The organism is Shewanella sp. SW24 (assembly GCF_025653395.1).
Lineage (GTDB): Bacteria > Pseudomonadota > Gammaproteobacteria > Enterobacterales > Shewanellaceae > Shewanella > Shewanella oncorhynchi.
The window spans coordinates 54,966-75,892 of record NZ_JAKKSH010000001.1 but is presented as its reverse complement, the minus strand read 5'-3'; the positions used below and the strand labels follow the sequence as shown (position 1 = coordinate 75,892).

Genomic DNA, 20,927 nt, shown 5'->3' with positions numbered 1-20,927 from the left:
AAGTGCTCAAAAAACCTGACATTTTGTGGCTAAATTTTGTTCAACAAAAATGGGGAGATCATTAAACATGGGAATAATTTTCAACAAACAACCTCAGTTCTGCTTAAACATGCACTTTTAACCAAAGTGATTTTAATACCGACATTTGACTGGATTTGACTTGTCCTTGATTGCCAATAAGAACAATGACCAAAGATGTCTGTGATAGTTTACGTGTGCGGGCAGAACTGACGAGTTCTGAAAATTTGTCGAACAAATACAATAACAAAATTTGAATTACCTTCCATTTGAGAAGTGCTCGTTATTTAAGGTGACCAAATTATTGAAATAAATGACTTAATCTAAATGACCATTACGCTATATACCAGTTAGTTTTCCATTTTCTTCATTCTGATGATAAAAAACCCCAAGTTGCCTCAGGGTTTTTATAATTAAAGCTGGAACAAAATAATGACTCCCGCTAACGAGGATTTAGAACTTCATACTCGCACGAACGAAGAAATAACGACCTAACATTTCATAAGTATATGGATCTGTGTTTGAGTCATTATTACCTGTGTAATAGGGAGGCTCTTTATCAAACAGGTTATTGATACCACCTGATAGACGAATATTTTGAGTTAAATCATAAGATCCTGATAGATCATGGTATATAACACTCCCAACTGTTGGTGCATAACAACTAGATTCTTTGCCTTTACAAGCAAATGAGTCCATCCCATCAATATAACGAGCTTCGTAAGTAAAGCTCCAGTCATCTGCACTAGCAGTGATGTTCATATTACTCTTGAATTTAGCATATGCTCCCGTACCGCCGGTAATGTAACCACGATAATCCACAGCAACACCATCAGGATCGAATTCTTCATATTCGGTCAGAATTGATGTATCCCAACCGGCTTTCCAATCCAATCCCAGAGCTGAAAATGCATAAGCAACATTAATGTCATAACCCGCAGTGTTCGTCGCACCGATATTTTGTAGGCCATTGTCAAACTTAATACGACCACTGTTATCAATCTGAATATTAGAAGATTGACACAATACAGTATCAGTATTGATCTTATTACCTGCAGCATCTAAACATTGGTTAGCAATATAATTGTTGTCAACAGAAGTTATAGTGTTTGTTAATTCAATATCGTAGTAATCAACAGTCATAGACAGACCATCTACGAAGCTTGGTGAATAAACTAAACCTATCGTTGTTATGTCGGCTTCTTCTGGAGTTAATAACCCATTACCGCCAACAGTGACTTCAGCTTGGTCTTGTTCTGTTGCAGGATGAACAATTTGTTCGAAGGATGGTGACTTACCACCATATAACTCATCAACAGTTGGAGCACGGAATGCAGTAGACAACCCCCCACGGAACATAAGGTCATCATATACTCGCCAAGTTAAGCCTAGTTTCCATGTAGTGTCATCACCAAATGTGCTGTAATCAAAATAACGCATTGCAGCACTTAGATCGAGTTGTTCCACGAGTGGTAAACCACTTAACAATGGGATAGCCAATTCAGCATAAATTTCATTAACGCTAAAATCACCACCGGTAGGTTCTACTCGAGGATCATTAGCTAACCCCTGTGCTGTTAATGAATCTGGTGTAAACTTTGCAGCTTCTTTACGATTCTCGTATCCAGCAGCAAAGCCCATCATACCCGCTGGTAACTCAACAATATCACCCGATAAGGTTGCAGCAATAATATCTAACTCACTTCCACCACTATTTACTTCGGTATAAATGAATGGAGTGATGCTCTCACCTTCCCATGAAGACTGTAAAAAAGGATCAAATTCCCCCTTTAAAACTGCTGCATTAATTGAACCTAAATTATGTAGATTTGCCAGAGTATCGACAGAGTCGTTGCGACCTTTATTATAAGAGGCATCCCAACTCCAGCCATTATCAAATTCACCTTCAACGCCTAAAACAATACGGATAGTGTCTACAACTTGACTAAAATCACGGGTACCGGACTCAACCATGCGACGACCATAAGAGAGTTCCTCTCCAGGCTTAACCCATGGCAGCAGGTCATCGGTCATCCAACCACCAGCTGAAATAGGATTATAAACCCATGCATCGCTGTTCCAAATTGGTTGAGGAGCCATTTGTTGATTTGACCAACGCTTTGAATACATAGCCTCAGTAAAGAAACGAGTTGTATCTGTCAACTCATAGGTTCCAGCTGCCGTGAGATTCAAGCGTTCCATTGGCGTCGATAGATAACTATCTTTCGCATAGTTATATGCATCATTTGCAGTAACATAATCATGGTAAGTACCACCTCTACCACTTAGATCTGCAGTATCGCCCCAAATATGACCACCTTGAGAATAACCACTACCACCGCAAAACAAGCTAATTTTACCACTTGCATCAGGCTTAGTTTCTGTTACAGGGCAATCAGAAAAATCACGATCAGCTTGGCTTGCCTCGCCACGCTTTGTATACTGTGCGCCTATAACGACATTGCCTTTATCAAAGGTGTTACCCAAAGTCATATCAATCGTAGACTCGTCAGCATCACCTTCTCCAGAAATGCCGGTTTGGGCGTTGACTTCAAAACCTTCAAAGTCTCTTTTCAAAATTACGTTAACCACACCAGCAATAGCATCTGTACCATAAACCGCAGAAGCACCATCTTTAAGTACTTCAACTCTTTGGATCATAGAAACTGGAATCGTATTAAGGTCAACAGTAGAAGCAGCTCCTGTACCAGAAGCAATCATTCGACGACCATTAACCAAAACTAGAGTACGGTTAGTGCCTAATCCTCTGAGGTTTATGCGAGAATTACCACCAGAACCATTATTTATGCCAGCGTTAGTCATAGCACCGCCAGCCGAAGTCATTTTCTGCAAAACATCATCAATCGATATTGCACCAGAGGAAATAATGGCTGAAGCATCAATCACGCTAACAGGGCTAGCCGTTTCCATATCTGCGCGTTTAATTCGCGAACCAGTTACAGCTATACGCTCAACTTTTGCTCCATCTTTATCATCTGCAAATGTAAAAGGTACATTTAATACCGTAGCAGTCACACCGCTAATCAGTGCAAAGCGCACAGATTTTGCTATCAAGTTTTTTTTATGCATTGTCAATCTCCCGGGAAAATCATGTTTTTATTATAATTTGCTTATTTAACAAGCAGTTTTAAACAAGAGCACCTTAAACATTCCGAAGTGCTGCGGGAGCATAAAATCATATGAGAGACATTTAATCAACAAAAAGATAACCAAATACAAACAAAAAATACACAATGTCATTTTGTTACAAATTGACTTATCGTTAAAAACAAAAAAGCCAGTCATTACTGACTGGCTTTTTGTTAAAACAGTGGTTTCTACTATATAGAAACTGGAAACTTAAAGTGTGTAACGGATACCAATGGCAACACCGTCAGATTCTGAAAGCGCCATTCTAGCTTCTTGTTCTTTATCTGCACTGGTAAAATCGCTGTAATCTTTACGTGCTTCTACGTAAAGCACTGTGTTTGGATCCCATACAAAGTGCAAACCAACCACGACAAACTGACGTTTGAACTCATCGTTAGGATCGGCATTAAAGTTAGGTTGAATGACATAGTCTTTACCGGCATCAAGCACGTTGTAAGAAATGAATGGGCGTAATCCATTGTCAAACTTGTAAGAAACTAAACTTTCAATACCATAGGCGTCTTTAATCAAACGACCAATATTGTCTGTGTCATGATTTTCTTGTCTGTTAACGTTTGCAGCAGCGTATAAGCCATTGCTATCGAAGTTACCCCAAGTGATACCCGCACCGTAGATAAGATCAACCGCAGTGGTTTGTTCGCCGTTACCAAAACTCACATCAAACTCACCGCGGTTAACACCCGCAGTTAAGGTCAGCATATCAGTGGCTTTATAGGTCACCGCGCCACCATAAGTATAATTGTATTCTACTTGTTGAGCCGCTTTATCACCGCTTTCCCAGTTCGCTTGACACTGAGCTTGTGAAATATCATCCGTTGTATCACAGGTATAGAAGCTGCTGTTTTTCAACTGTGCTTGAACTGCAAAGCTTACATCGCCAAATGCATTGCGATATTGAACTGTTTTATCACCACGGCCAACACCGTTTACCGCGCCATCATCTTTATTATAAGTGTAAACACCTGCAGTGTTACCGTCCCACACAAAACCATAGTTAGTGTTGTAAACGACATCGTACCAAGCGCCCCACTGCTTACCAATAGTCAGTGTTCCATAAGTGTCATGGGACAGACCAGCGTAACCTAAACGGTTATAAAAGAACTCTTCTTGAACAGATTCGAAGCGATTGTTATAGACTATGTCGCTACTACCTACAGGGTTCACACCCCATTCCAATTTAGCAAATGCTTTCCAACCGTCAGTCAACTCACGATTAAAACCAAAATTAATGCGAGATGCGCCGTTAACAACCTCTGTTTCCCCTTGAGTGTTGATCACGCGTGCATCAATAAAACCACCGATTTCTACGGCATTTTTATTATCTTTATAGATCTCGATAGCTGAGACTGATGGAACTAAAAAAATTGCTGCAAGCGCAGTTGCTACTAACGTCTTGTTCATTTGGTGCTTAACCTTTTTTGTTTATGTTCTGTCAACGTCATTCCGTTGTTATATTTCCTTACAATTTCCTCTTAAAGGGTAGCAAACTTTCAATATTCCCTCAAAGCTAAACCTAAAGAATATGTCGATTAACATCACAAAAACAAACCAGTTAACCTCTACAAAACAGGTTAAAACGCTACATTCGCCACCCTACGCAACACATAAAGAACATTAAAAACACTATATTAACAGTAACTGCTTTGACGCAATATCCATGTAGTTTAGTTTCATTATCGAAAAAACAGGCTCGGCAATAGGGCCAATTTGCTTATCAATGTAGTATTGGTAATCAATTAGTGACGTTCTGTACAGTAAGGATTCCGGTCCATTTACAGTAATCAGATAATCAATCTGCGCCCCACGCTTGCCAAAAGAGGCATCTCCTGTTAAGTCGCATAATTGTTGAGCGACTTTAACATGGGGAGAAGATTTAGCCGTGTAATCTTCAATATTGCGTCGCATACGTTTGCGAAATACCAAATCATCATCCAACTCACCATCAAGCAGCTTTTCAAACACACTGGCCAAATAAACACTGATATCCCTTTGGTTAAACATCCGTTCATAGAGTGACTCTTGAACTTTGCGCGCTAAAGGGCTCCAATCACTGCGCACTTGCTCCATACCTTTAAAAGTAAGCTCAAGTTCATCGCTCGCATTACGCCACGCGCCAACATAACGTTTTTTACTGCCTTCTAACGACCCTCTTAAGGTCGGCATAAAAAACTGCTCATAGTGGCGTTCAAACTGTAACTCGAGAAAACTCTCAACTTGATGATCTTCAGCGATCTTAGCCTGCCACTTAGCATTAATTTCCCGCGCCAGAGTGTTACCTAAGGCGTTAATGTCTGAGAGATCAGGCTCGCTGCCAAGCCAGACAAAGGTCGAATCCGTATCGCCGTAAATCACTTGATAGCCCATCTCTTCTATCCATGCGCGGGTTTGTTTCATGATTTGATGGCCACGCATAGTGATCGAACTTGCTAACTTTGCATCGTGGAAAACACAACCTTGAGAACCTAAAACCCCATACAACGAGTTCATGATAATTTTTATCGCTTGGGATAAAGGCGCATTGTGCTCACTTTTGGCCTTTTCGCGCTGCTCAGATAATGTTTGGATAAGCTTAGGTAAAATGGGCTGTTGCCGACTGAAACGGCCACCGAGAAACCCCGCAACACAGTCAGACTCGGGCAATTGCAAACCTTCAATTAATCCCTTAGGGTCAATCAAAAAAGTACGAATAATGGAGGGATATAGACTTTTAAAATCGAACACTAAAATATGCTTATAAAGTCCCGGTACAGAATCCATCACATAGCCACCGGGGCTTTCGATCCCATCACTCGCAGGAGCATCAGGAGCGACGTAACCTGCTCGATGTAGATGCGGTAAATACAAATGATTAAATGCCGCCACCGAAGCCCCAACCCGCCCCAACTCTAAACCTGTTAGTTCAGCTCGCGCGAGGGCGAACTCCCATAATTGAGTATGACTAAAAATATCCCACACCAGACGGCTGTCAGTAAGATTGTAATGCGCTAATGCTTGTTTGTGGGCCTTAAACAGCTGATCAATTTCTTCAACGCGATTATCCACGTTATGAATGGCCTTGCCTTCACCTAATAATTTCCGCGAAACAAATTCCAACGAAAACCGCTCAAAATGATAGAAAGCGGCTTTAAGCCAATCGATACCATCGAGTACCACACGGCCCGATAAAACTAAGGTTTCTGGCCGAAATTTATTATCGACTTTCCACTCAAGCTTTGCCCCGCCGCGGCCAATGGTGAGCGGAATACGATGTAATAATGCACGGCGTGACAATAGCGCGAGATCGAAACTCACCACTGACCAACCGATAATAAAGTCAGGATCAAACTCATGGAACCACGCGATTAATCGATGAATGAGTGCAGCCTCATCGGCCACCCATTCAATATATTCGGGAGAGTTTGATTCAGCCTCACCCACCATAATCACTTTTTCATAAGTCTGCTTGAGACTGTCTTGCTCTTCGTCTCGGCCACTGTATTGACCATATAGTGCAACTGAATAGAGTAAACCTTCAAAACTACATTCAAAATCCAGTGAAATACAGCGCAAATGTACAGCCGTTAAAGGGGCAATACTCTTAGCCCGCTCGGCGATAAACACGGGCAGCGAGTTAGCCTCAAGACTGTCGCTAGTCGGCGCAGAGAAATGCCCTAAAAACGCCACATCAAGTGCCACAAACCGCTCGATTAAATAACGCTGTTCAGGGCGAATGTCGGCTTCAAATAAAGGGATGTCGGCATCTTTAGCGATGCGCTGTAAGGTACGTAAACTATTGCTAGATTTAGCATAAACACCACTAACCGCGCCGCCTTTAAAGCTTTTGAGTGCTAACGGTACAAACCGCAATGCTTGACCCGGCGTTTGCAACTGCAAAGCCGTGACATCAGTTTGATGACAAAAACAAATGTGTTCAGTGCCTTGCACTTCCACCAGCACAGGGCCTTGGGCGGTAGCCAGATAATACTGCAACACTAAACTCCCATGACGATGAATCGCATGGCGTGTTAAGACTCGACCTTGTACACTAACGGCCGCGGTAGCCTCTGACTTCATCACATGGGTTCCCAAATCGCATAGCTAGTCAATTTAGATGGTTCCTCAATTTAAATGCCGCCAAATGGCAGAAAAGTTTCTTAGGCTATGCAATCACTGTTATTATGTACAGCATTAATTCGATAAAGTAGTGACGCATGTTACCTGACAATGTAAAAACCCAGATCCGCGCCATCTATAAGGATATCGCTACCGCCTTGCCTAATTTTAGGCCGCGCCGCGAACAAAACTATATGGTGGCGGAAATCTCTAAGACCCTCGCCGGCGACTATGATAAAGATAGGCGCATCATTGTGGTCGAAGCAGGCACTGGGATCGGTAAATCATTGTCTTACATCCTCGGTACCATTCCACTGGCATTAGCGAGCAAGAAAAAGGTCTGCATCGCTACCGCAACCGTCGCCTTGCAAGAACAATTACTGCATAAAGATTTACCCTTTTTTCTTGAGCAATCCGGCTTAAATTTCCGTTTTGGCTTAGTTAAAGGTCGACAACGTTATGTATGTCTATCGAAACTGGCGATGCTCATCGGTGACGACAACAGTACACAAATGGCCATGTGGCAAACTAAACCTGACAATAGCCAAGTGGCTATGATGCATGGCCTGTTAAAAGACTATAACGAAGGTCGCTGGAACGGCGAAATCGATACCTTAGCCGTGCCGCTGCCCGATCACCTGTGGCAACAAATCGCCTGCGACAAACACAGCTGTCATCGTCAAGTCGCCAGCCACAGAAATTGCCCGTTCCATAAAGCCCGCGAAGATGTTGATACCTGGGACGTGCTCATCGCCAACCACAGCTTGTTATTTGCCGATTTAGAATTAGGTGGCGGCGTGATTTTGCCCGATCCCGAAGACGTGTTTTATGTTATCGACGAGGCACATCACTTACCGATTGTGGCGAGGGATTTCTCCAGTGCGCAGGCCACGCTGAGGGGTGCCTGCGACTGGCTCGAAAAAATTGGTAAAACCTGCGCAAAGTTACAAAACCAAATAAAGAGCAACAATATCATTGCCCCCGCGCAGGCGATGCAAGATCATTTAGGCGATCTTATCGCCCAGCTCAATCAAGTGGCCCACTACTGCGATACCCAGACAAAGCACTTTGCCAATCCTGAAAACCGTCTGCGTTTTGAGCACGGCAAACTGCCGGACTCATTACTCATTCTCGCCGAAAACCTCGCTGTTACCTCTAATCTAGCCCTCAAACAGTTTAATAAAATGCTGTCACTGCTGGCCGAAGCGATTAAAGATGGCGACATTCCTAAACATCAATCCGAAGCGCTATTGGCCGAAACTGGATTTATGCTGCAAAGGCTCGAGAATCTACAAAAATTGTGGAAGATGATGGCCAAGGAAGATAAACATAAAGGTGCACCTATGGCGCGCTGGGTTGAGCTCATCACAGGTAAACAAGTGGATTATCTGTTTAGCGCCTCACCTATCGAAGTCGGCTTTATGCTGGAATCCATGCTGTGGCAAAAGGCCGCAGGCGTAGTCTTATGTAGCGCCACGCTGCGCGCACTCAATAACTTTGACCATTTCGTGCATCAAGTAGGTTTGTCACTCAACGATGGCAGTCGTTATTTAGCCTTACAATCGCCCTTCGATTACCCCAATAATGCGACACTTTATTTACCCAAAATGCGCACTGAGCCGACGGATGATGCCTATACGGCTGAACTTGCCGAACAAATCATCACCCTTATTGAAGGCGAAATGGCAACCTTAGTGCTATTCGCCTCCTACTGGCAGATGGAAAAAGTGGTTGAATTACTTGAAGGTAAACTCACCACTGAGCTACTTATCCAAGGCAATGCGCCACGGCAACAATTGTTAGAAAATCATAAAGCTAAATGCGATAAAGGCGAACCAAGCATCTTGTTTGGCACCGGCAGTTTCTCTGAAGGTCTCGACTTACCCGGCGATTATCTGACTAACTTGATCGTCACTAAACTGCCCTTTGCCGTGCCAACTTCGCCCGTTGAGCAAGCGCATGCAGAATATGTCAAAGTCAAAGGCGGTAATCCCTTCTTACAACTGACAATCCCAGATGCTTCACGTAAGCTTATTCAAAGTTGTGGTAGATTACTGCGTAAAGAGCAAGATTATGGCCGAGTGACCATTTTAGATAGGCGGTTAGTTACTAAACGCTATGGCAAGTCCTTACTGGACGCCTTACCGCCCTTTAGACGTGTTATAGAGTAGGATTAAAATTTGGAGTTGTTACTCGAGCCCAGTCATTGGGCCCTGTTGGCAGTTATAGGTCTTATCGCTGGATTCATTGATGCCGTCGTGGGTGGCGGTGGCCTATTGTCGATCCCCGCACTGTTAACCTTAGGCATTGCGCCGCATACCGTATTAGGCACCAATAAGTTAGCCGCAAGCTTTGGCTCTTTTATGGCGGCTTGGACCTATTATCGCAAGCACCTCTTTAAACCCTCGTTTTGGTACATGGCTTTTATCGCCACCTTTATCGGCGCAGTATTGGGCAGTTTCTTAGTCTATTTAGTCGATACTCAATGGCTCGAAAAAGTCCTGCCGCTGCTGATCATTGGCATCGCCATTTACAGTTTAGTCAGCCCCAATGCGATGTCAGACGTTAACTGCCAAGTACCAACCAGCAAGCCGCCAGCCAAGCAACAATGGCTACAGGGACTGGCTTTAGGCACTTATGATGGTTTTGCAGGCCCAGGCATTGGCGCATTTTGGACCGTCACATCTGGCTCTTTGTATAAACTGCCTTTACTGCACAGTTGTGGCCTTGCCCGTGCAATGACTTTTACCAGCAACTTGACCGCACTGACTATCTTTGGTTGGCTTGGACAGGTACAGTGGCAAATAGGTCTGTGGATGGGATTGTGCATGATGTTAGGCTCATTTATCGGTGCCCGCTGTGCGATTAAATTTGGCATGCCCTTTATCCGCCCACTGTTTATTTTGATCGTGCTAATGATTGCAGCGAATTTGGCATGGAGCGCATGGTTGTGAACACCCAACAATTAATGGTGATGCTGAAGAATCAGCTTAAAGCCTTAGAACAAGAAGTACTGCAACACGATAATCGACTCGCGCCGCCACAGCGCAAACTCCTGCAAGAAACAGAGCGTTTTAATCACTCGCTGTTTGTCCAACACGGCGCCCAACTCGGCCCCTGTATTGAACAAATTCGTAGCAGTATTATGCAGCTCGAAAAACAAATTAAGCTTAAACTCGCCCCCCAGACTATTGCCCTGAGCTGTGAGCGGATCCAAGATAGATTCACCGCAGTCAAACGAGCCTTGCTGACCACTTCTATCGACATTAAGTCTAAAACTCAGCAGCGTGCCAGTAGCCGTGCCCGTTTTACACAGCGCCAGAATCAGTCTCACCAAGCCAGTGGTTTCGATTGGATCGCCAATAACGTGATGCAAAATAGTCATGAGATCTACGAAGAATTGAACAAACATCTTAATTGGGCGAAAAAATTTGAACAAAAAATTGAAGAAATGGAATCAAAACTTGAAAACTGTCATAGTGCTGACAAAATAAAATTGCAAAATGACATCCTTTTGATGCATCGTCGTCTAGGAAAATGCAGGCAAGCTATTAGTTATATAGAAGATCGCATTCAAATATTCGAACGCCCGTATCAGAGTAATAACCGTTAAGGAGTAACAATGAAATCACTTTTGCCAATTAGCAGCCTGCTAGTATTACTCGGATCTGCCTCAGCCTTCGCTGCAGATCTGAACATTCCTATGTCATTTGAGTACCTTGCTCTTGATGGTAAAAAAGTCGAGTCGAGCGTATTTAACCATAAAAGCAGCTTAGAATTGGCCCCCGGCACTCACAAAATCGCCATTCGTTATCATGAAATGGTAGAGGATGATTTTAGTGACAGCCAAACCTTTGTTAAGTCAGCACCTTTCATCGTTACTTTAGATGTTGATGGCGACCATCAATATTACCTGCAAGCGGCCGAAGGTGAAGTCGTTAAAAAGCCTAAAGTTTACGCGCAAAACCCACAAGTCAAATTAACCCGTAGTGACAAAGGCAGCGTCAATTACCAAGTGGTGAATACCAATTTAGAAGAAGAAAGCTTCGTCTCTCGCCTTTTCAGTGGTAATCAAGCCGTTGACGTATCCGGTACTGCCGCAGCAGCAACCGGTGCCGCTGGAGCAGTAGTAGCTGTTGCACCTGCCCCCGTGACAACATCGGCGACCGTTAACGCAACATCACTCACCGCCCCCGTAGACACCTCTAAAGCAGCAGGAGCCAACCCACAACAAATGTTGCAATACTGGTGGCTACAAGCGGATGAAAAAACCCGTAAAGAATTTATGAGCTGGGCAATTTCACAGCTATAACAACTTGCGATAACGAGGTTTAGTCAATATTGACTCTGATCCCACTGGTTTATCACGCCAGCTATTCCAAGCTGGCGCTTCCTCCCCATCACAGATTTCCCACCACTAAATACGCACATTTACGGCAGTACTTACTCGATAACCACATTGCCACGACTGCACAGTTCCACGCACCAACGGCCATGAATGCAGAAGATGTAATACAAGTGCATCAACGCGAATATGTAGAGCAATTTATCGCGGGTACCTTGCCAACAGCGGCGCTAAGACGGATTGGTTTCCCGTGGAGTGAAGCCTTAGTTGAGCGTACCTTGCATTCAGTAGCAGGCACCACACTCACAGCTTCATTAGCCATAAATCAGGGTATTGCCCTGCACCTCACGGGGGGCTACCATCACGCCCATTACAATTTTGGCAGCGGCTATTGTATTTTCAACGACCTTATCCTCGCGGCCAGAAATGCCATCGCAAGCCATCAAGTACACAAGGTACTGATTTTTGATTGCGATGTGCATCAAGGTGACGGCAGTGCAACCCTCAGCCACCAACATCAAGGGATCATCAGTTGCTCGATTCACTGCAAAGAGAATTTCCCGAGTCGTAAGCAGTATTCCCACCATGATATTGAACTAACCAAAGGCAGCGATGACAATCTGTATCTCGAAACCGTGGAGCAGACACTCGCCCTCCTTATCCGAATCCATCAACCAGATCTGATTCTTTATGATGCTGGGGTCGATATTCATCAAAATGACGATCTTGGCTTGCTCAATATCAGCCAAGAAGGACTGTTCAGACGGGATTTAACTGTGTTATCAATGGCAAAATCGGAAAATATTCCAATTGCAGCCGTGATAGGCGGCGGCTACAGCAGAGACGCACTACAATTAAGCCAAAGACACAGCCAACTTTTTATTGCGGCAAATCATTTGTGGTAGCAAACTCAATGAAAACCGTCATGGAGCATAACAATGCAACTCGAAATCCGTAATTACTACGAAGTTCTTTTAATGGAAATATTGTCAGATGAAGGACTTATGGACGAACTTCCTGAGGACTATCTCGCCGACTTATGTTGCGTGACCTTAAATCAACTGCCAGTGCGCTACATACGTCACCTCGTCGATACTTACTTCTTTGAAGACTATAACGAGCTGCAGGAATTAAAGCGTGAGATCCAAACCGCACTCGAAAAGTCCCGCGCTTTTCTTAAACAAAATCTGCAAAAAAGATTACAGGAAGAAGCCGAAGCCAATCGTTAATTTCGTTAAAGATTACTGTTGAGAGTATTTTTAGCCGTTGTCGTGGCAAGAAAAGAGGCAGGCAATGGATTATCTCATTGTGCAGAAATATTAACGCTATAAATGATTAACGGCAGAAACCGGAAATAGTCTGTAAGCTAAAATATTGAATAATATAAATTGAGTAGATATAGAGAAGTACAACGGAATAAACAGAGGGAAAGTTGAATTGGAGGTTCCCCTAGAGCCGACACCCCGGCACACGAGTCGCTTGCTGCGGTTGCTCCCTTCCGGGCCTGGCCGAGTTCACAAGTTATCATTGCGGGGGGACCCTAGGGTCACCATAACTTCGAACATTACTTTGAATGACATAAACCAAAGCATTGCTTGAACGCGGAGGATTATCCCCCATGGACCCTATGGGATCAAGCGCTAATCGATAAGATCTCTTAATATCCCACCTAACTGCACAATCTATAAGCAAATGGAGTGATTGAAATGATAAAAGCCTGCAAATGCAGACTTTTATATATGTTTTACTGAATCTCTTATCATAAAAATCAGCAGGCTACACCGCAATCATCGCCAAAGGTGGTTACAACTTGATCAAATGGCGATTTTGCTCAATTATCTTAGCCCCAACACCAGAGACATTGGCTAAGTCATCTATAGCATTGAACTTACCATTTTTAGTGCGATAGTCGACAATCGCTTGAGCCTTTGCGGCACCAATCCCTTTGAGTACGAGTAACTGCTCGGCTGAAGCGGTATTAATGTTGACTTGAGCGGCATCTGGCATAGCTTTCTTCACATCCGATGCCATTTCACCCGCTTCAGTTTTAGCCTGTACTTTCACGGCGGCCTTGGTTGGGGTTTCTGTTGCGATTGCTGGGCTTGCCAAAAAAGCCGTTAATGCTATGGCACTCATAAAAGCTGGTATACGATTTGTGGTTTTCATAACAATTCCTCTATTCCATGATTTGCGGCCTTTCGTCCTACTTCCGTGGCCTCAAATCAAAAATAGTCTAAGCTGTCCCGAAATACCAAATCGGCGTCATAAATATTCACTATCGCTAAACTTCTGTCTTCAGCTCAATGAGCCAGTGCTTGACTATGATAAAAAGATGCAAAAAGCATCCTTTTATCATTCAAATAGCTAACGGTCTTTAAAATAACAACATTCATTAAGCTAATCGAGCTAGCGCTTGGTTCAAGTCGGCGATGATGTCGTCACAATCTTCTAAACCAATAGAGATCCGCAGCAAATTATCACCAATCCCAGCCGCCGTTCTTGCCTCTGGCGTATAAGGTGAATGCGTCATCGATGCAGGATGTTGGATAAGGGATTCAGCGTCACCTAGACTCACCGCAATTGAGAACAACTTTAGATATCCGACAAAGGCCATAGCTTCTTCTAAATTTGCCGCCAGTTCAAACGCGATAACACCACCAGCACGTTTCATCTGCTGGCCAATGAATTTATGCCCTTGATGAGATTTAAGCCCGGGATAATACACACGTGTAATGCTTGGATGTTCCGCCAAAAACTCTGCCACGCGCTGGGCACTATCGCAATGGCGCTGCAAACGCACATCTAAGGTTTTAAGGCCGCGTAAGATCAGCCAAGCATCATGTGGCGATATCACAGCGCCAATATCCTTTAAAATTTCATACTTCACTTTATGGAGCTGTTCTTCACTGCCACACACTATCCCCGCAATCACATCGCCATGGCCATTCAGATATTTAGTCGCACTGTGGACCACCAAATCAATGCCAAAATCCAGCGGTCTCTGCAGTAATGGCGTCATGAAGGTATTGTCGACAATACTGACCAACTGATGACGTTTGGCAATATTCGCAATTGCAGCTAAATCAAATACCTGCAAATGCGGATTGACAGGGGTTTCACAGAAAATGACCTTAGTATTGGATTTGATCGCCGCTTCTATTTCTGTTACCGATGAAAAGTCCACTAGGGACACTTCAATACCAAAGCGAGCAAACTGAGTCGTCATTAGCGCATAAGTACAACCGTATACGGCATTCGACGCCACTAAGTGATCGCCCATCTGCAAATTAGCCAGCAATGCGGCGGATACTGCGCCCATACCAGAAGCAGTTGCGGCTGCGGCCTCTGCCCCTTCTAAAATCGCCATTTTACGTTCAAGCTCGGCAGTTGTCGGATTACCTAAACGCGTGTAAATATACCCCGACTCATTACCCGCAAATCGCTCACCACCTTGCTGTGCAGACTCAAACACAAAAGTCGCACTTTGGTAAAGCGGCGTCACTAAGGCACCAAAGGCCTCTCGCTCATGGCCGCCATGAATAACCTGTGTTGCCGCCTTCCACATCTTGCCTGACTCATCTTGCATACCTAGCTCCTTGTCATTGGCATTGAGCAGTTCCCGTTCTTGATTGATTGTTGGTGTGGAGCGCTCAATGCCCGCATTATGGATAATCTAATAGATAAGTTAATGAAACATTAGCCCTATCGAATAAGCCCTACCATAACGCGGCCAAGCACTTAAGCCAGTAGCATGACAAAAATAGCAGCGATCAAAGGTGTAATTAACTTGTTACATAGCACTTTTACGTCGCACTTCGTCATTCTCTTTATCTGCAAGAATCATAAAAAATGCGCCAAGGAACAAGTCCATTAGCGCATCTACTTTCGGCTATTTGAATCGTTTAATCATATGATATTCAATAGCATCTACTCTTTAGACTTATCTTTAGATGACCGCGATACCCTATCATCAACATCGGCGAACTGGCCTTTTAATGCGTCGCGGCCTTCCTTGGTAAACAGCTTGCCTGAAAACTGCTTAAGTTCGATCAACAATTCCTGATGCACTTTAGACAATTTAGGCCTTTGCTCCTCCCTAAACACAATCGGCCGACACAGCGCCATGGCTTGATATCCAAGGCGCGCCGTTAACATGCCGCCCCCTAAACCTTGGGCCAAGCGAGCAGATAATTTACCTGTCATTTCAACCGATAACAGCTGTGTCCCTAAATCAGTGACTAACTCACTAGTGCCCACATAAATAATATTAATGATGATACTGCGGATAAGTTTAATCCGGCTCCAATAACCTAACTCAATGCCATAACAACGGGCCACATCGCGCAGCATACGTTGATTACGCCAGAGGATAATCGCCATATCGAGCACTGCTAACGGACTGGCCGCCAGTAGCACTGCCGACTCGGCAGCATATCTTCGCACGACTTTTTTGGCCAGTTCATCCCGCTCAGTCAGCACTAAGTCCTCGAATAACAATACTTTCTCAGCATCATTATGCTCATCTTTTAATGAACGGCGAAGTTGCTGCAACCCTTTGCTGTCGCCATAGTGGCAAACGATATTATCGATAAAGCTGTCTGCTTCACCCATTTGCATGCTCTGCGCTAGCCTTGCACCTGTTTCTTGAGTATCGGCGACCTGTTTGAGTCGCTTGAGCTTACGGTATTCACTGACTGCGCCCGCCAATGCCCACGCACTGACAACCCCAAGCACCACACCATAAAAACTGAACAACCAAGGGCTCTCAAGCCAAGCATCCCTCAGTCCTAATCCTGTTTGAACTACTACGAGCAGCAATAAACTCGCTACTGCCAGACGAGCGAGCCAAGACCAACGGCGTGATTTTACAAGTTGAGGCGATACCGATTTAGCATCGATCATTTTTGGATGGGATGACAGCGTTTCATCCATCAATTCCTCAATATCAGCAGCCACTTCTTGCACTGGCGTATGCGGATCAAAGGCTTTCGCCCCTTTGAGCTCCTCTTTGCTGGGTTTGAGCTCCACGACTTCTGGGTCAAACAGCTGCTGCTTTTTCAGCGGCTTATGTTCAACTGAGTGTGCAAATGAGTTCGCAGAAGAATTAGAAGCCTGCTCGTTAGCGTTATCCGATAGCTTTAGCGTCATTCCAACTTATCTCCCAGTAAGTACTGCAGCAAATGATCGAGACGAATATGGTCAAAGTGCACTTGAGATGGGTCAACATTGGCATTGCTCGGCGGTGCAAAGCCGACAAAGTTAAACCCTTGTTCACGCCAAAAATCGGGCTCAGGTAAGCGAGTGGGCACTTCGCCTGGAAACAAGGTCAGGGCTTTACCGTTGAGTCCCATCCCCTGCACGACTTCCACCTCGCCCTCTTGGGTCGTTACCATGCCATGGCGAGTCGCTTTAATGGCGCTAATCGCCATCGTCTCCACTTTACAACCATCGAAACTGGCAAAATGCTGGCTGTGTTTCAACATATCGGTCAGCAGGGACAAAACATGGCTCTGCTGATCGCGAGTCACATGGTCAACCTTGCTCGCGGCAAACAATAAACGGTCGATGCGGGGGGCAAATAAACGCCGTAAATAACTCGATTGGCCAAACTGAAAGCTTTCCATAATGGCATTGAGCGCCGCGCCCATATCCTCAAATTGCTTTTTACCGCGATTCAACGCACTAAAACAGTCAACGAGTACTAACTGCCGATCAAAACCGGCAAAGTGGTTTTTATAGAAAGGCTTAACCACTTTAGCCACGTATTCTTGATAGCGTTTTTCCAGTACATGGAATCCACTGTGTTTATCGCTTTGCGAAAGCTCAGCAAACTTTTCATCATTAACCAATAACAGGGGGAAAAAAGCCAATAAGGGAGCACCCTGCCATTCACCTGGCAATAACATGCGCCCAGGTTGCGCTTGGTAATAACCTTGCACGTGCACTAAATCATTGAGTAATAGCTGATATTGATCGGCAATTTGCTTTAATTGCTGTTCATCGGCGTTCGCGGCTAAATCCAATGATGTCAAAGATTGCTCAAACTCGGCATACAAGGGAGAGCTTTTAAGATTCTCGATGCGAACTTGTTGAGCACGGCACCAAGTAACGAAGTCTTGGCGCAACATAGGTAAATCGAGTAACCATTCGCCAGGATAATCGACTATGTCCAAATACAAGGTGGCGGTATCAGAAAACTTGGCCAGTAAGCCCTTCTTAGGTTGGTACTTAATCGCCAATCGTAACTCAGAAATAGTACGGGTAGAGGCTGGCCAGGTCGCAGGTTCTGAAGTGAGCGCTAACATGGCGCCTTGATAATCAAAACTGGCGATTTCAAGATCCGGCTGCATGGCACGCTTAACACCGAGCAAACGCTGATCGCGGCTCACCTGCCACAGTGGCAAAGCGCTGTTGTTGCGGGCGTGGGGTAAGGTTGAGACAGGTCCAGAATTGAGTAACTGATTGACTAACCCCGTGATAAATGCGGTTTTTCCCGCACCAGAAAGCCCAGTCACGGCCAAACGTAAATGCCGGTCTGCGGTGCGATGTAGCAGGGATTGGCCCTTTTGGGTTAATTTATGGAGCGAGGCATCAAGCATTCCCATAGAGACTTCCCTTATGTCGAATGATGTTAACTTATGTCAAGTGATGTTGACTATACACTGGAATGGAGCAGAGATTAAGCAACAAGGGCGGACATGGCCGCCCTTTAGAAGGGTTACAAACTATTGATTTGTCTTTTTAAATCAAAGTTGTCAGAGGTGACATGGCGTTCTAAATTTTGTAGCCTGACTTCCAGACTTCGAAATTGACGACTCACGTCGCTTAGCGCTTGCTTTGCGGGTTCTCCCGACTGCCACGGCTTCTTCTTCACCTCGATATCGTCTCTATCGTAATGCTTTTGCGGCTTGATGTCTAAAATCACCCACAAAGCGACATAGATGATAAATACCACACCTGAGCCGCCGAGTAAGAAGATAGACACAGTCAGCACTCGCACTAACCAAGTTTCAATCGCAAAGTACTCGGCAATCCCTGCACATACACCCGCTATTTTGCCTGACTGGGGAATGCGGTACAAAGTACGGCCATTAGATCCTCTCATGTTTCCCCCTCCATTCGGGCGATTCTGTATCCAGAATGGCCTCTAAGGTCTCGATACGCGCCGCCATTTTATCGGCCTTGGATATCAAATCATTGAGTTGTGAAAACTCTTCCTCAGTGAGTCCCTGGCTCACTTGTCGCTTACTGCGATAATGAAGAACTAACCATATTGGCGCGACTATCACCATGAAAATAATAATCGGCGCCATTAGCACGTCCATATCCATAACTCACCTCTGAATTGTTATTCTTTTGACTTAATTGGCGCTTTACCTTTTACCTTGGCTTTGAGCGCTGCCAGTTCTGCATTCACAGAATCTTCCGCTTCTAGCGCCGCAAACTCATCGGCTAAGGTCTTCTTGCAGCCAAGATCGTAAGATTCAACTTGGGCTTCTAAGCCTTCGACACGGCGCTCATATTGCTCAAACTTGAGCATAGCATTGTCGATCTTGCTTGAATCTAGCTGCTTTTTCACTTCTAAGCGTGATGACGCGGTTTGAGTGCGCAAAATAATGGTCTTTTGACGCGCTTTTGCATCGAGCAGCTTTTCTTGCAACATGCCCACTTCATCTTTCAAGCGTGCGATATGTTCATCGATGACGGCTAACTCTTGATTCAGCGTATCTGCTAAACCGGTCGCTTTTTGTTTTTCAACTAAAGCGGCTTTCGCTAAGTCTTCACGGTCTTTGGACAGTGCCAGTTCAGCCTTATCTTGCCAATCTTGCACTTGCTCTAACACGCGGTTGATACGACGTTGCAGCTCTTTCTTTTCAGCTAACACTTTAGCTGAGGTAGAACGCACTTCAACGAGTGTGTCTTCCATTTCTTGGATAATCAGTCGAACCATTTTTTCTGGGTCTTCGGCTTTATCCAGCAATGCGCTGATATTAGAGTTAATGATATCGGCGAAACGAGAGAAAATTCCCATAATCCTATCCTCAAATTGATGTTGGTCTCGTATAAGGTAATACACTAACCGTGCCAACTTTAACTTCTTATTTAAATACAGCAAGTTAAACAAAATATTAACTTTTACTTCCTTTTACGCTTCAAGCCACTTATTATCATTTTCACCAAATTTTAGCGCGAAAGACTAAAAAATATCGTGGATAATAAATTTCAGCAAGACAACCTTATCGGTCAATCCAACGCCCTACTCGAAGTGTTAGAACATGTGTCGCAAATAGCGCCTCTGTCTAAACCCGTACTGATTATTGGTGAACGTGGTACAGGTAAAGAGCTTATTGCCGAACGCTTACATTATCTGTCTAAGCGCTGGGATCAAAGTTTTATTAAGCTAAACTGTTCATCTTTGAGTGAAAATTTACTCGAGAGTGAATTATTTGGCCATGAGTCAGGAGCCTTTACTGGCGCCAAAGGCAAACACGAAGGCCGCTTTGAGCGCGCCGACAGGGGCACCTTATTCCTCGACGAATTAGCCAACACTTCAGGACTTATCCAAGAAAAGCTCCTACGCGTTATTGAATATGGCGAATTTGAGCGGGTCGGCGGCAGTAAAACCGTGCAGGCTGATGTTCGGTTAATCTGCGCCGCCAACGAAGATTTACCATCACTTGCTGACGCAGGCGAATTTCGTGCCGACTTGCTCGATAGACTCGCCTTCGATGTAATCACTCTGCCCCCACTGCGTTGCCGCCCAGAAGACATAATGACGCTGGCGGAATATTTCGCTGTTGGCATGGCGCGCCAATTAAAGCTGCAGCTGTTCAGCGGTTTCAGCGCCCATGCGGTCGAGCAATTAATGACCCACGACTGGCCGGGTAATATCCGTGAACTTAAAAACGTTGTAGAGCGCAGCGTTTACCGTAATGGCGGTGAAAATAGGCCCATCGATCATATTACCCTCGATCCCTTTGCTTCACCGTATCGGCCTAAAACGCGGATCAAGACCCGCGAACGTCAAATCACCTCAGTCGCGCCAACAACTATTGCCAGTACGCCACAATCTGCGCCGACATTTGAGGCTGAAGTGCAAGTCAATACTGAGTATTCAACGAATTGCTTTAATTTTCCGCTGGATTTTAAAGAGCAAACTGAGAAGTACGAAATGGATCTGATCCAGCAGGCACTCTCAAACAGCCAATATAACCAAAAGAAAACCGCCGACATGCTCGGATTAAGCTACCACCAACTGCGTGGCATCCTTAAAAAGTACAATTTACTTGATAAAGCATAA

At 44.7% G+C, this 20,927-nt stretch carries 17 protein-coding genes and 1 other RNA gene; 7 read left to right on the top strand and 11 right to left on the bottom strand.

What is annotated here, in order from left to right:
• Nucleotides 1-471 precede the first annotated feature (471 nt).
• The 3 genes from L5M17_RS00320 to L5M17_RS00310 form a co-directional block, all read right to left on the bottom strand.
• Nucleotides 472-3,108, bottom strand: coding sequence for a TonB-dependent receptor (locus L5M17_RS00320; protein WP_028760444.1), 2,637 nt, complete (start codon nucleotides 3,106-3,108; stop codon nucleotides 472-474).
• 270 nt (nucleotides 3,109-3,378) lie between these two features.
• A complete protein-coding gene (locus L5M17_RS00315; RefSeq protein WP_263144452.1) occupies nucleotides 3,379-4,590 on the bottom strand; it encodes a porin in 1,212 nt (403 codons plus the stop codon).
• A gap of 222 nt (nucleotides 4,591-4,812) precedes the next feature.
• Nucleotides 4,813-7,242, bottom strand: a complete 2,430-nt coding sequence (locus L5M17_RS00310; protein WP_263144449.1) for a DNA polymerase II — start codon at nucleotides 7,240-7,242, stop codon at nucleotides 4,813-4,815.
• A gap of 137 nt (nucleotides 7,243-7,379) precedes the next feature.
• Between L5M17_RS00310 and dinG the strand changes: the two genes are divergently transcribed.
• The 6 genes from dinG to L5M17_RS00280 are packed head-to-tail and all read left to right on the top strand — an operon-like array spanning nucleotide 7,380 to nucleotide 12,855.
• Nucleotides 7,380-9,452, top strand: coding sequence for an ATP-dependent DNA helicase DinG (gene dinG / locus L5M17_RS00305; protein ID WP_173496512.1), 2,073 nt, complete (start codon nucleotides 7,380-7,382; stop codon nucleotides 9,450-9,452).
• Nucleotides 9,453-9,461: 9 nt separating this feature from the next.
• Nucleotides 9,462-10,235 (top strand): sulfite exporter TauE/SafE family protein, encoded by a 774-nt coding sequence (locus L5M17_RS00300; RefSeq protein WP_131524310.1) that lies wholly within the window; start codon nucleotides 9,462-9,464, stop codon nucleotides 10,233-10,235.
• On the top strand, nucleotides 10,226-10,894 hold the full coding sequence (locus L5M17_RS00295) for a primosomal replication protein (protein WP_217363083.1): 669 nt from the start codon (nucleotides 10,226-10,228) through the stop codon (nucleotides 10,892-10,894). Before L5M17_RS00300 ends, L5M17_RS00295 begins: the two co-directional genes overlap by 10 nt.
• Nucleotides 10,895-10,903: 9 nt before the next feature.
• Nucleotides 10,904-11,593, top strand: coding sequence for a DUF2057 domain-containing protein (locus L5M17_RS00290; protein WP_028760450.1), 690 nt, complete (start codon nucleotides 10,904-10,906; stop codon nucleotides 11,591-11,593).
• 29 nt (nucleotides 11,594-11,622) lie between these two features.
• Nucleotides 11,623-12,531, top strand: coding sequence for a histone deacetylase (locus L5M17_RS00285; RefSeq protein ID WP_263144443.1), 909 nt, complete (start codon nucleotides 11,623-11,625; stop codon nucleotides 12,529-12,531).
• 33 nt (nucleotides 12,532-12,564) lie between these two features.
• Nucleotides 12,565-12,855 carry a late competence development ComFB family protein gene (locus L5M17_RS00280; protein ID WP_028760452.1) on the top strand — a complete coding sequence of 97 codons (291 nt, stop codon included), beginning with the start codon at nucleotides 12,565-12,567 and terminating at the stop codon, nucleotides 12,853-12,855.
• Nucleotides 12,856-13,072: 217 nt separating this feature from the next.
• On the opposite strand, the gene ffs is transcribed toward L5M17_RS00280, so the two are convergent.
• The 8 genes from ffs to pspA form a co-directional block, all read right to left on the bottom strand.
• Nucleotides 13,073-13,170: signal recognition particle sRNA small type (gene ffs / locus L5M17_RS00275), an RNA gene on the bottom strand.
• 259 nt (nucleotides 13,171-13,429) lie between these two features.
• Nucleotides 13,430-13,792: a ComEA family DNA-binding protein gene (locus L5M17_RS00270; protein WP_173496509.1), complete on the bottom strand. Its 363-nt coding sequence runs from the start codon at nucleotides 13,790-13,792 to the stop codon at nucleotides 13,430-13,432.
• Nucleotides 13,793-14,018: 226 nt separating this feature from the next.
• The gene (gene megL, locus L5M17_RS00265) at nucleotides 14,019-15,212 is read right to left on the bottom strand and encodes a methionine gamma-lyase (RefSeq protein WP_263144440.1); all 1,194 of its coding nucleotides are present in this window, start codon (nucleotides 15,210-15,212) and stop codon (nucleotides 14,019-14,021) included.
• Between the two features lie 341 nt (nucleotides 15,213-15,553).
• On the bottom strand, nucleotides 15,554-16,774 hold the full coding sequence (locus L5M17_RS00260; protein WP_263144438.1) for a YcjF family protein: 1,221 nt from the start codon (nucleotides 16,772-16,774) through the stop codon (nucleotides 15,554-15,556).
• Nucleotides 16,771-18,231 (bottom strand): YcjX family protein, encoded by a 1,461-nt coding sequence (locus tag L5M17_RS00255; RefSeq protein WP_263144435.1) that lies wholly within the window; start codon nucleotides 18,229-18,231, stop codon nucleotides 16,771-16,773. The genes L5M17_RS00260 and L5M17_RS00255 overlap by 4 nt, the downstream gene beginning before the upstream one ends.
• Nucleotides 18,232-18,344: 113 nt before the next feature.
• Nucleotides 18,345-18,731, bottom strand: a complete 387-nt coding sequence (gene pspC / locus L5M17_RS00250; RefSeq protein WP_028760457.1) for an envelope stress response membrane protein PspC — start codon at nucleotides 18,729-18,731, stop codon at nucleotides 18,345-18,347.
• Nucleotides 18,718-18,957: an envelope stress response membrane protein PspB gene (gene pspB, locus L5M17_RS00245; protein WP_006081138.1), complete on the bottom strand. Its 240-nt coding sequence runs from the start codon at nucleotides 18,955-18,957 to the stop codon at nucleotides 18,718-18,720. Before pspB ends, pspC begins: the two co-directional genes overlap by 14 nt.
• A 17-nt stretch (nucleotides 18,958-18,974) precedes the next feature.
• Entirely contained in the window at nucleotides 18,975-19,658 is a 684-nt protein-coding gene (pspA, locus tag L5M17_RS00240) for a phage shock protein PspA (protein ID WP_263144432.1), read from the bottom strand.
• 177 nt (nucleotides 19,659-19,835) lie between these two features.
• Between pspA and pspF the strand changes: the two genes are divergently transcribed.
• Entirely contained in the window at nucleotides 19,836-20,927 is a 1,092-nt protein-coding gene (gene pspF / locus L5M17_RS00235) for a phage shock protein operon transcriptional activator (RefSeq protein WP_263144430.1), read from the top strand.

Excerpts from the sequence above, each read along its gene's own strand:
- L5M17_RS00280 (WP_028760452.1), top strand. The coding sequence starts at position 12,565 with ATGCAACTCGAAATCCGTAATTACTACGAAGTTCTTTTAATGGAAATA.
- pspB (WP_006081138.1), bottom strand. The coding sequence starts at position 18,957 with ATGGATATGGACGTGCTAATGGCGCCGATTATTATTTTCATGGTGATA.
- dinG (WP_173496512.1), top strand. The coding sequence starts at position 7,380 with ATGTTACCTGACAATGTAAAAACCCAGATCCGCGCCATCTATAAGGAT.
- L5M17_RS00320 (WP_028760444.1), bottom strand. The coding sequence starts at position 3,108 with ATGCATAAAAAAAACTTGATAGCAAAATCTGTGCGCTTTGCACTGATT.
- L5M17_RS00255 (WP_263144435.1), bottom strand. The coding sequence starts at position 18,231 with ATGGGAATGCTTGATGCCTCGCTCCATAAATTAACCCAAAAGGGCCAA.
- L5M17_RS00315 (WP_263144452.1), bottom strand. The coding sequence starts at position 4,590 with ATGAACAAGACGTTAGTAGCAACTGCGCTTGCAGCAATTTTTTTAGTT.
- pspC (WP_028760457.1), bottom strand. The coding sequence starts at position 18,731 with ATGAGAGGATCTAATGGCCGTACTTTGTACCGCATTCCCCAGTCAGGC.
- L5M17_RS00260 (WP_263144438.1), bottom strand. The coding sequence starts at position 16,774 with ATGACGCTAAAGCTATCGGATAACGCTAACGAGCAGGCTTCTAATTCT.
- L5M17_RS00270 (WP_173496509.1), bottom strand. The coding sequence starts at position 13,792 with ATGAAAACCACAAATCGTATACCAGCTTTTATGAGTGCCATAGCATTA.
- pspA (WP_263144432.1), bottom strand. The coding sequence starts at position 19,658 with ATGGGAATTTTCTCTCGTTTCGCCGATATCATTAACTCTAATATCAGC.
- L5M17_RS00290 (WP_028760450.1), top strand. The coding sequence starts at position 10,904 with ATGAAATCACTTTTGCCAATTAGCAGCCTGCTAGTATTACTCGGATCT.
- L5M17_RS00310 (WP_263144449.1), bottom strand. The coding sequence starts at position 7,242 with ATGAAGTCAGAGGCTACCGCGGCCGTTAGTGTACAAGGTCGAGTCTTA.
- megL (WP_263144440.1), bottom strand. The coding sequence starts at position 15,212 with ATGCAAGATGAGTCAGGCAAGATGTGGAAGGCGGCAACACAGGTTATT.
- L5M17_RS00295 (WP_217363083.1), top strand. The coding sequence starts at position 10,226 with ATGGTTGTGAACACCCAACAATTAATGGTGATGCTGAAGAATCAGCTT.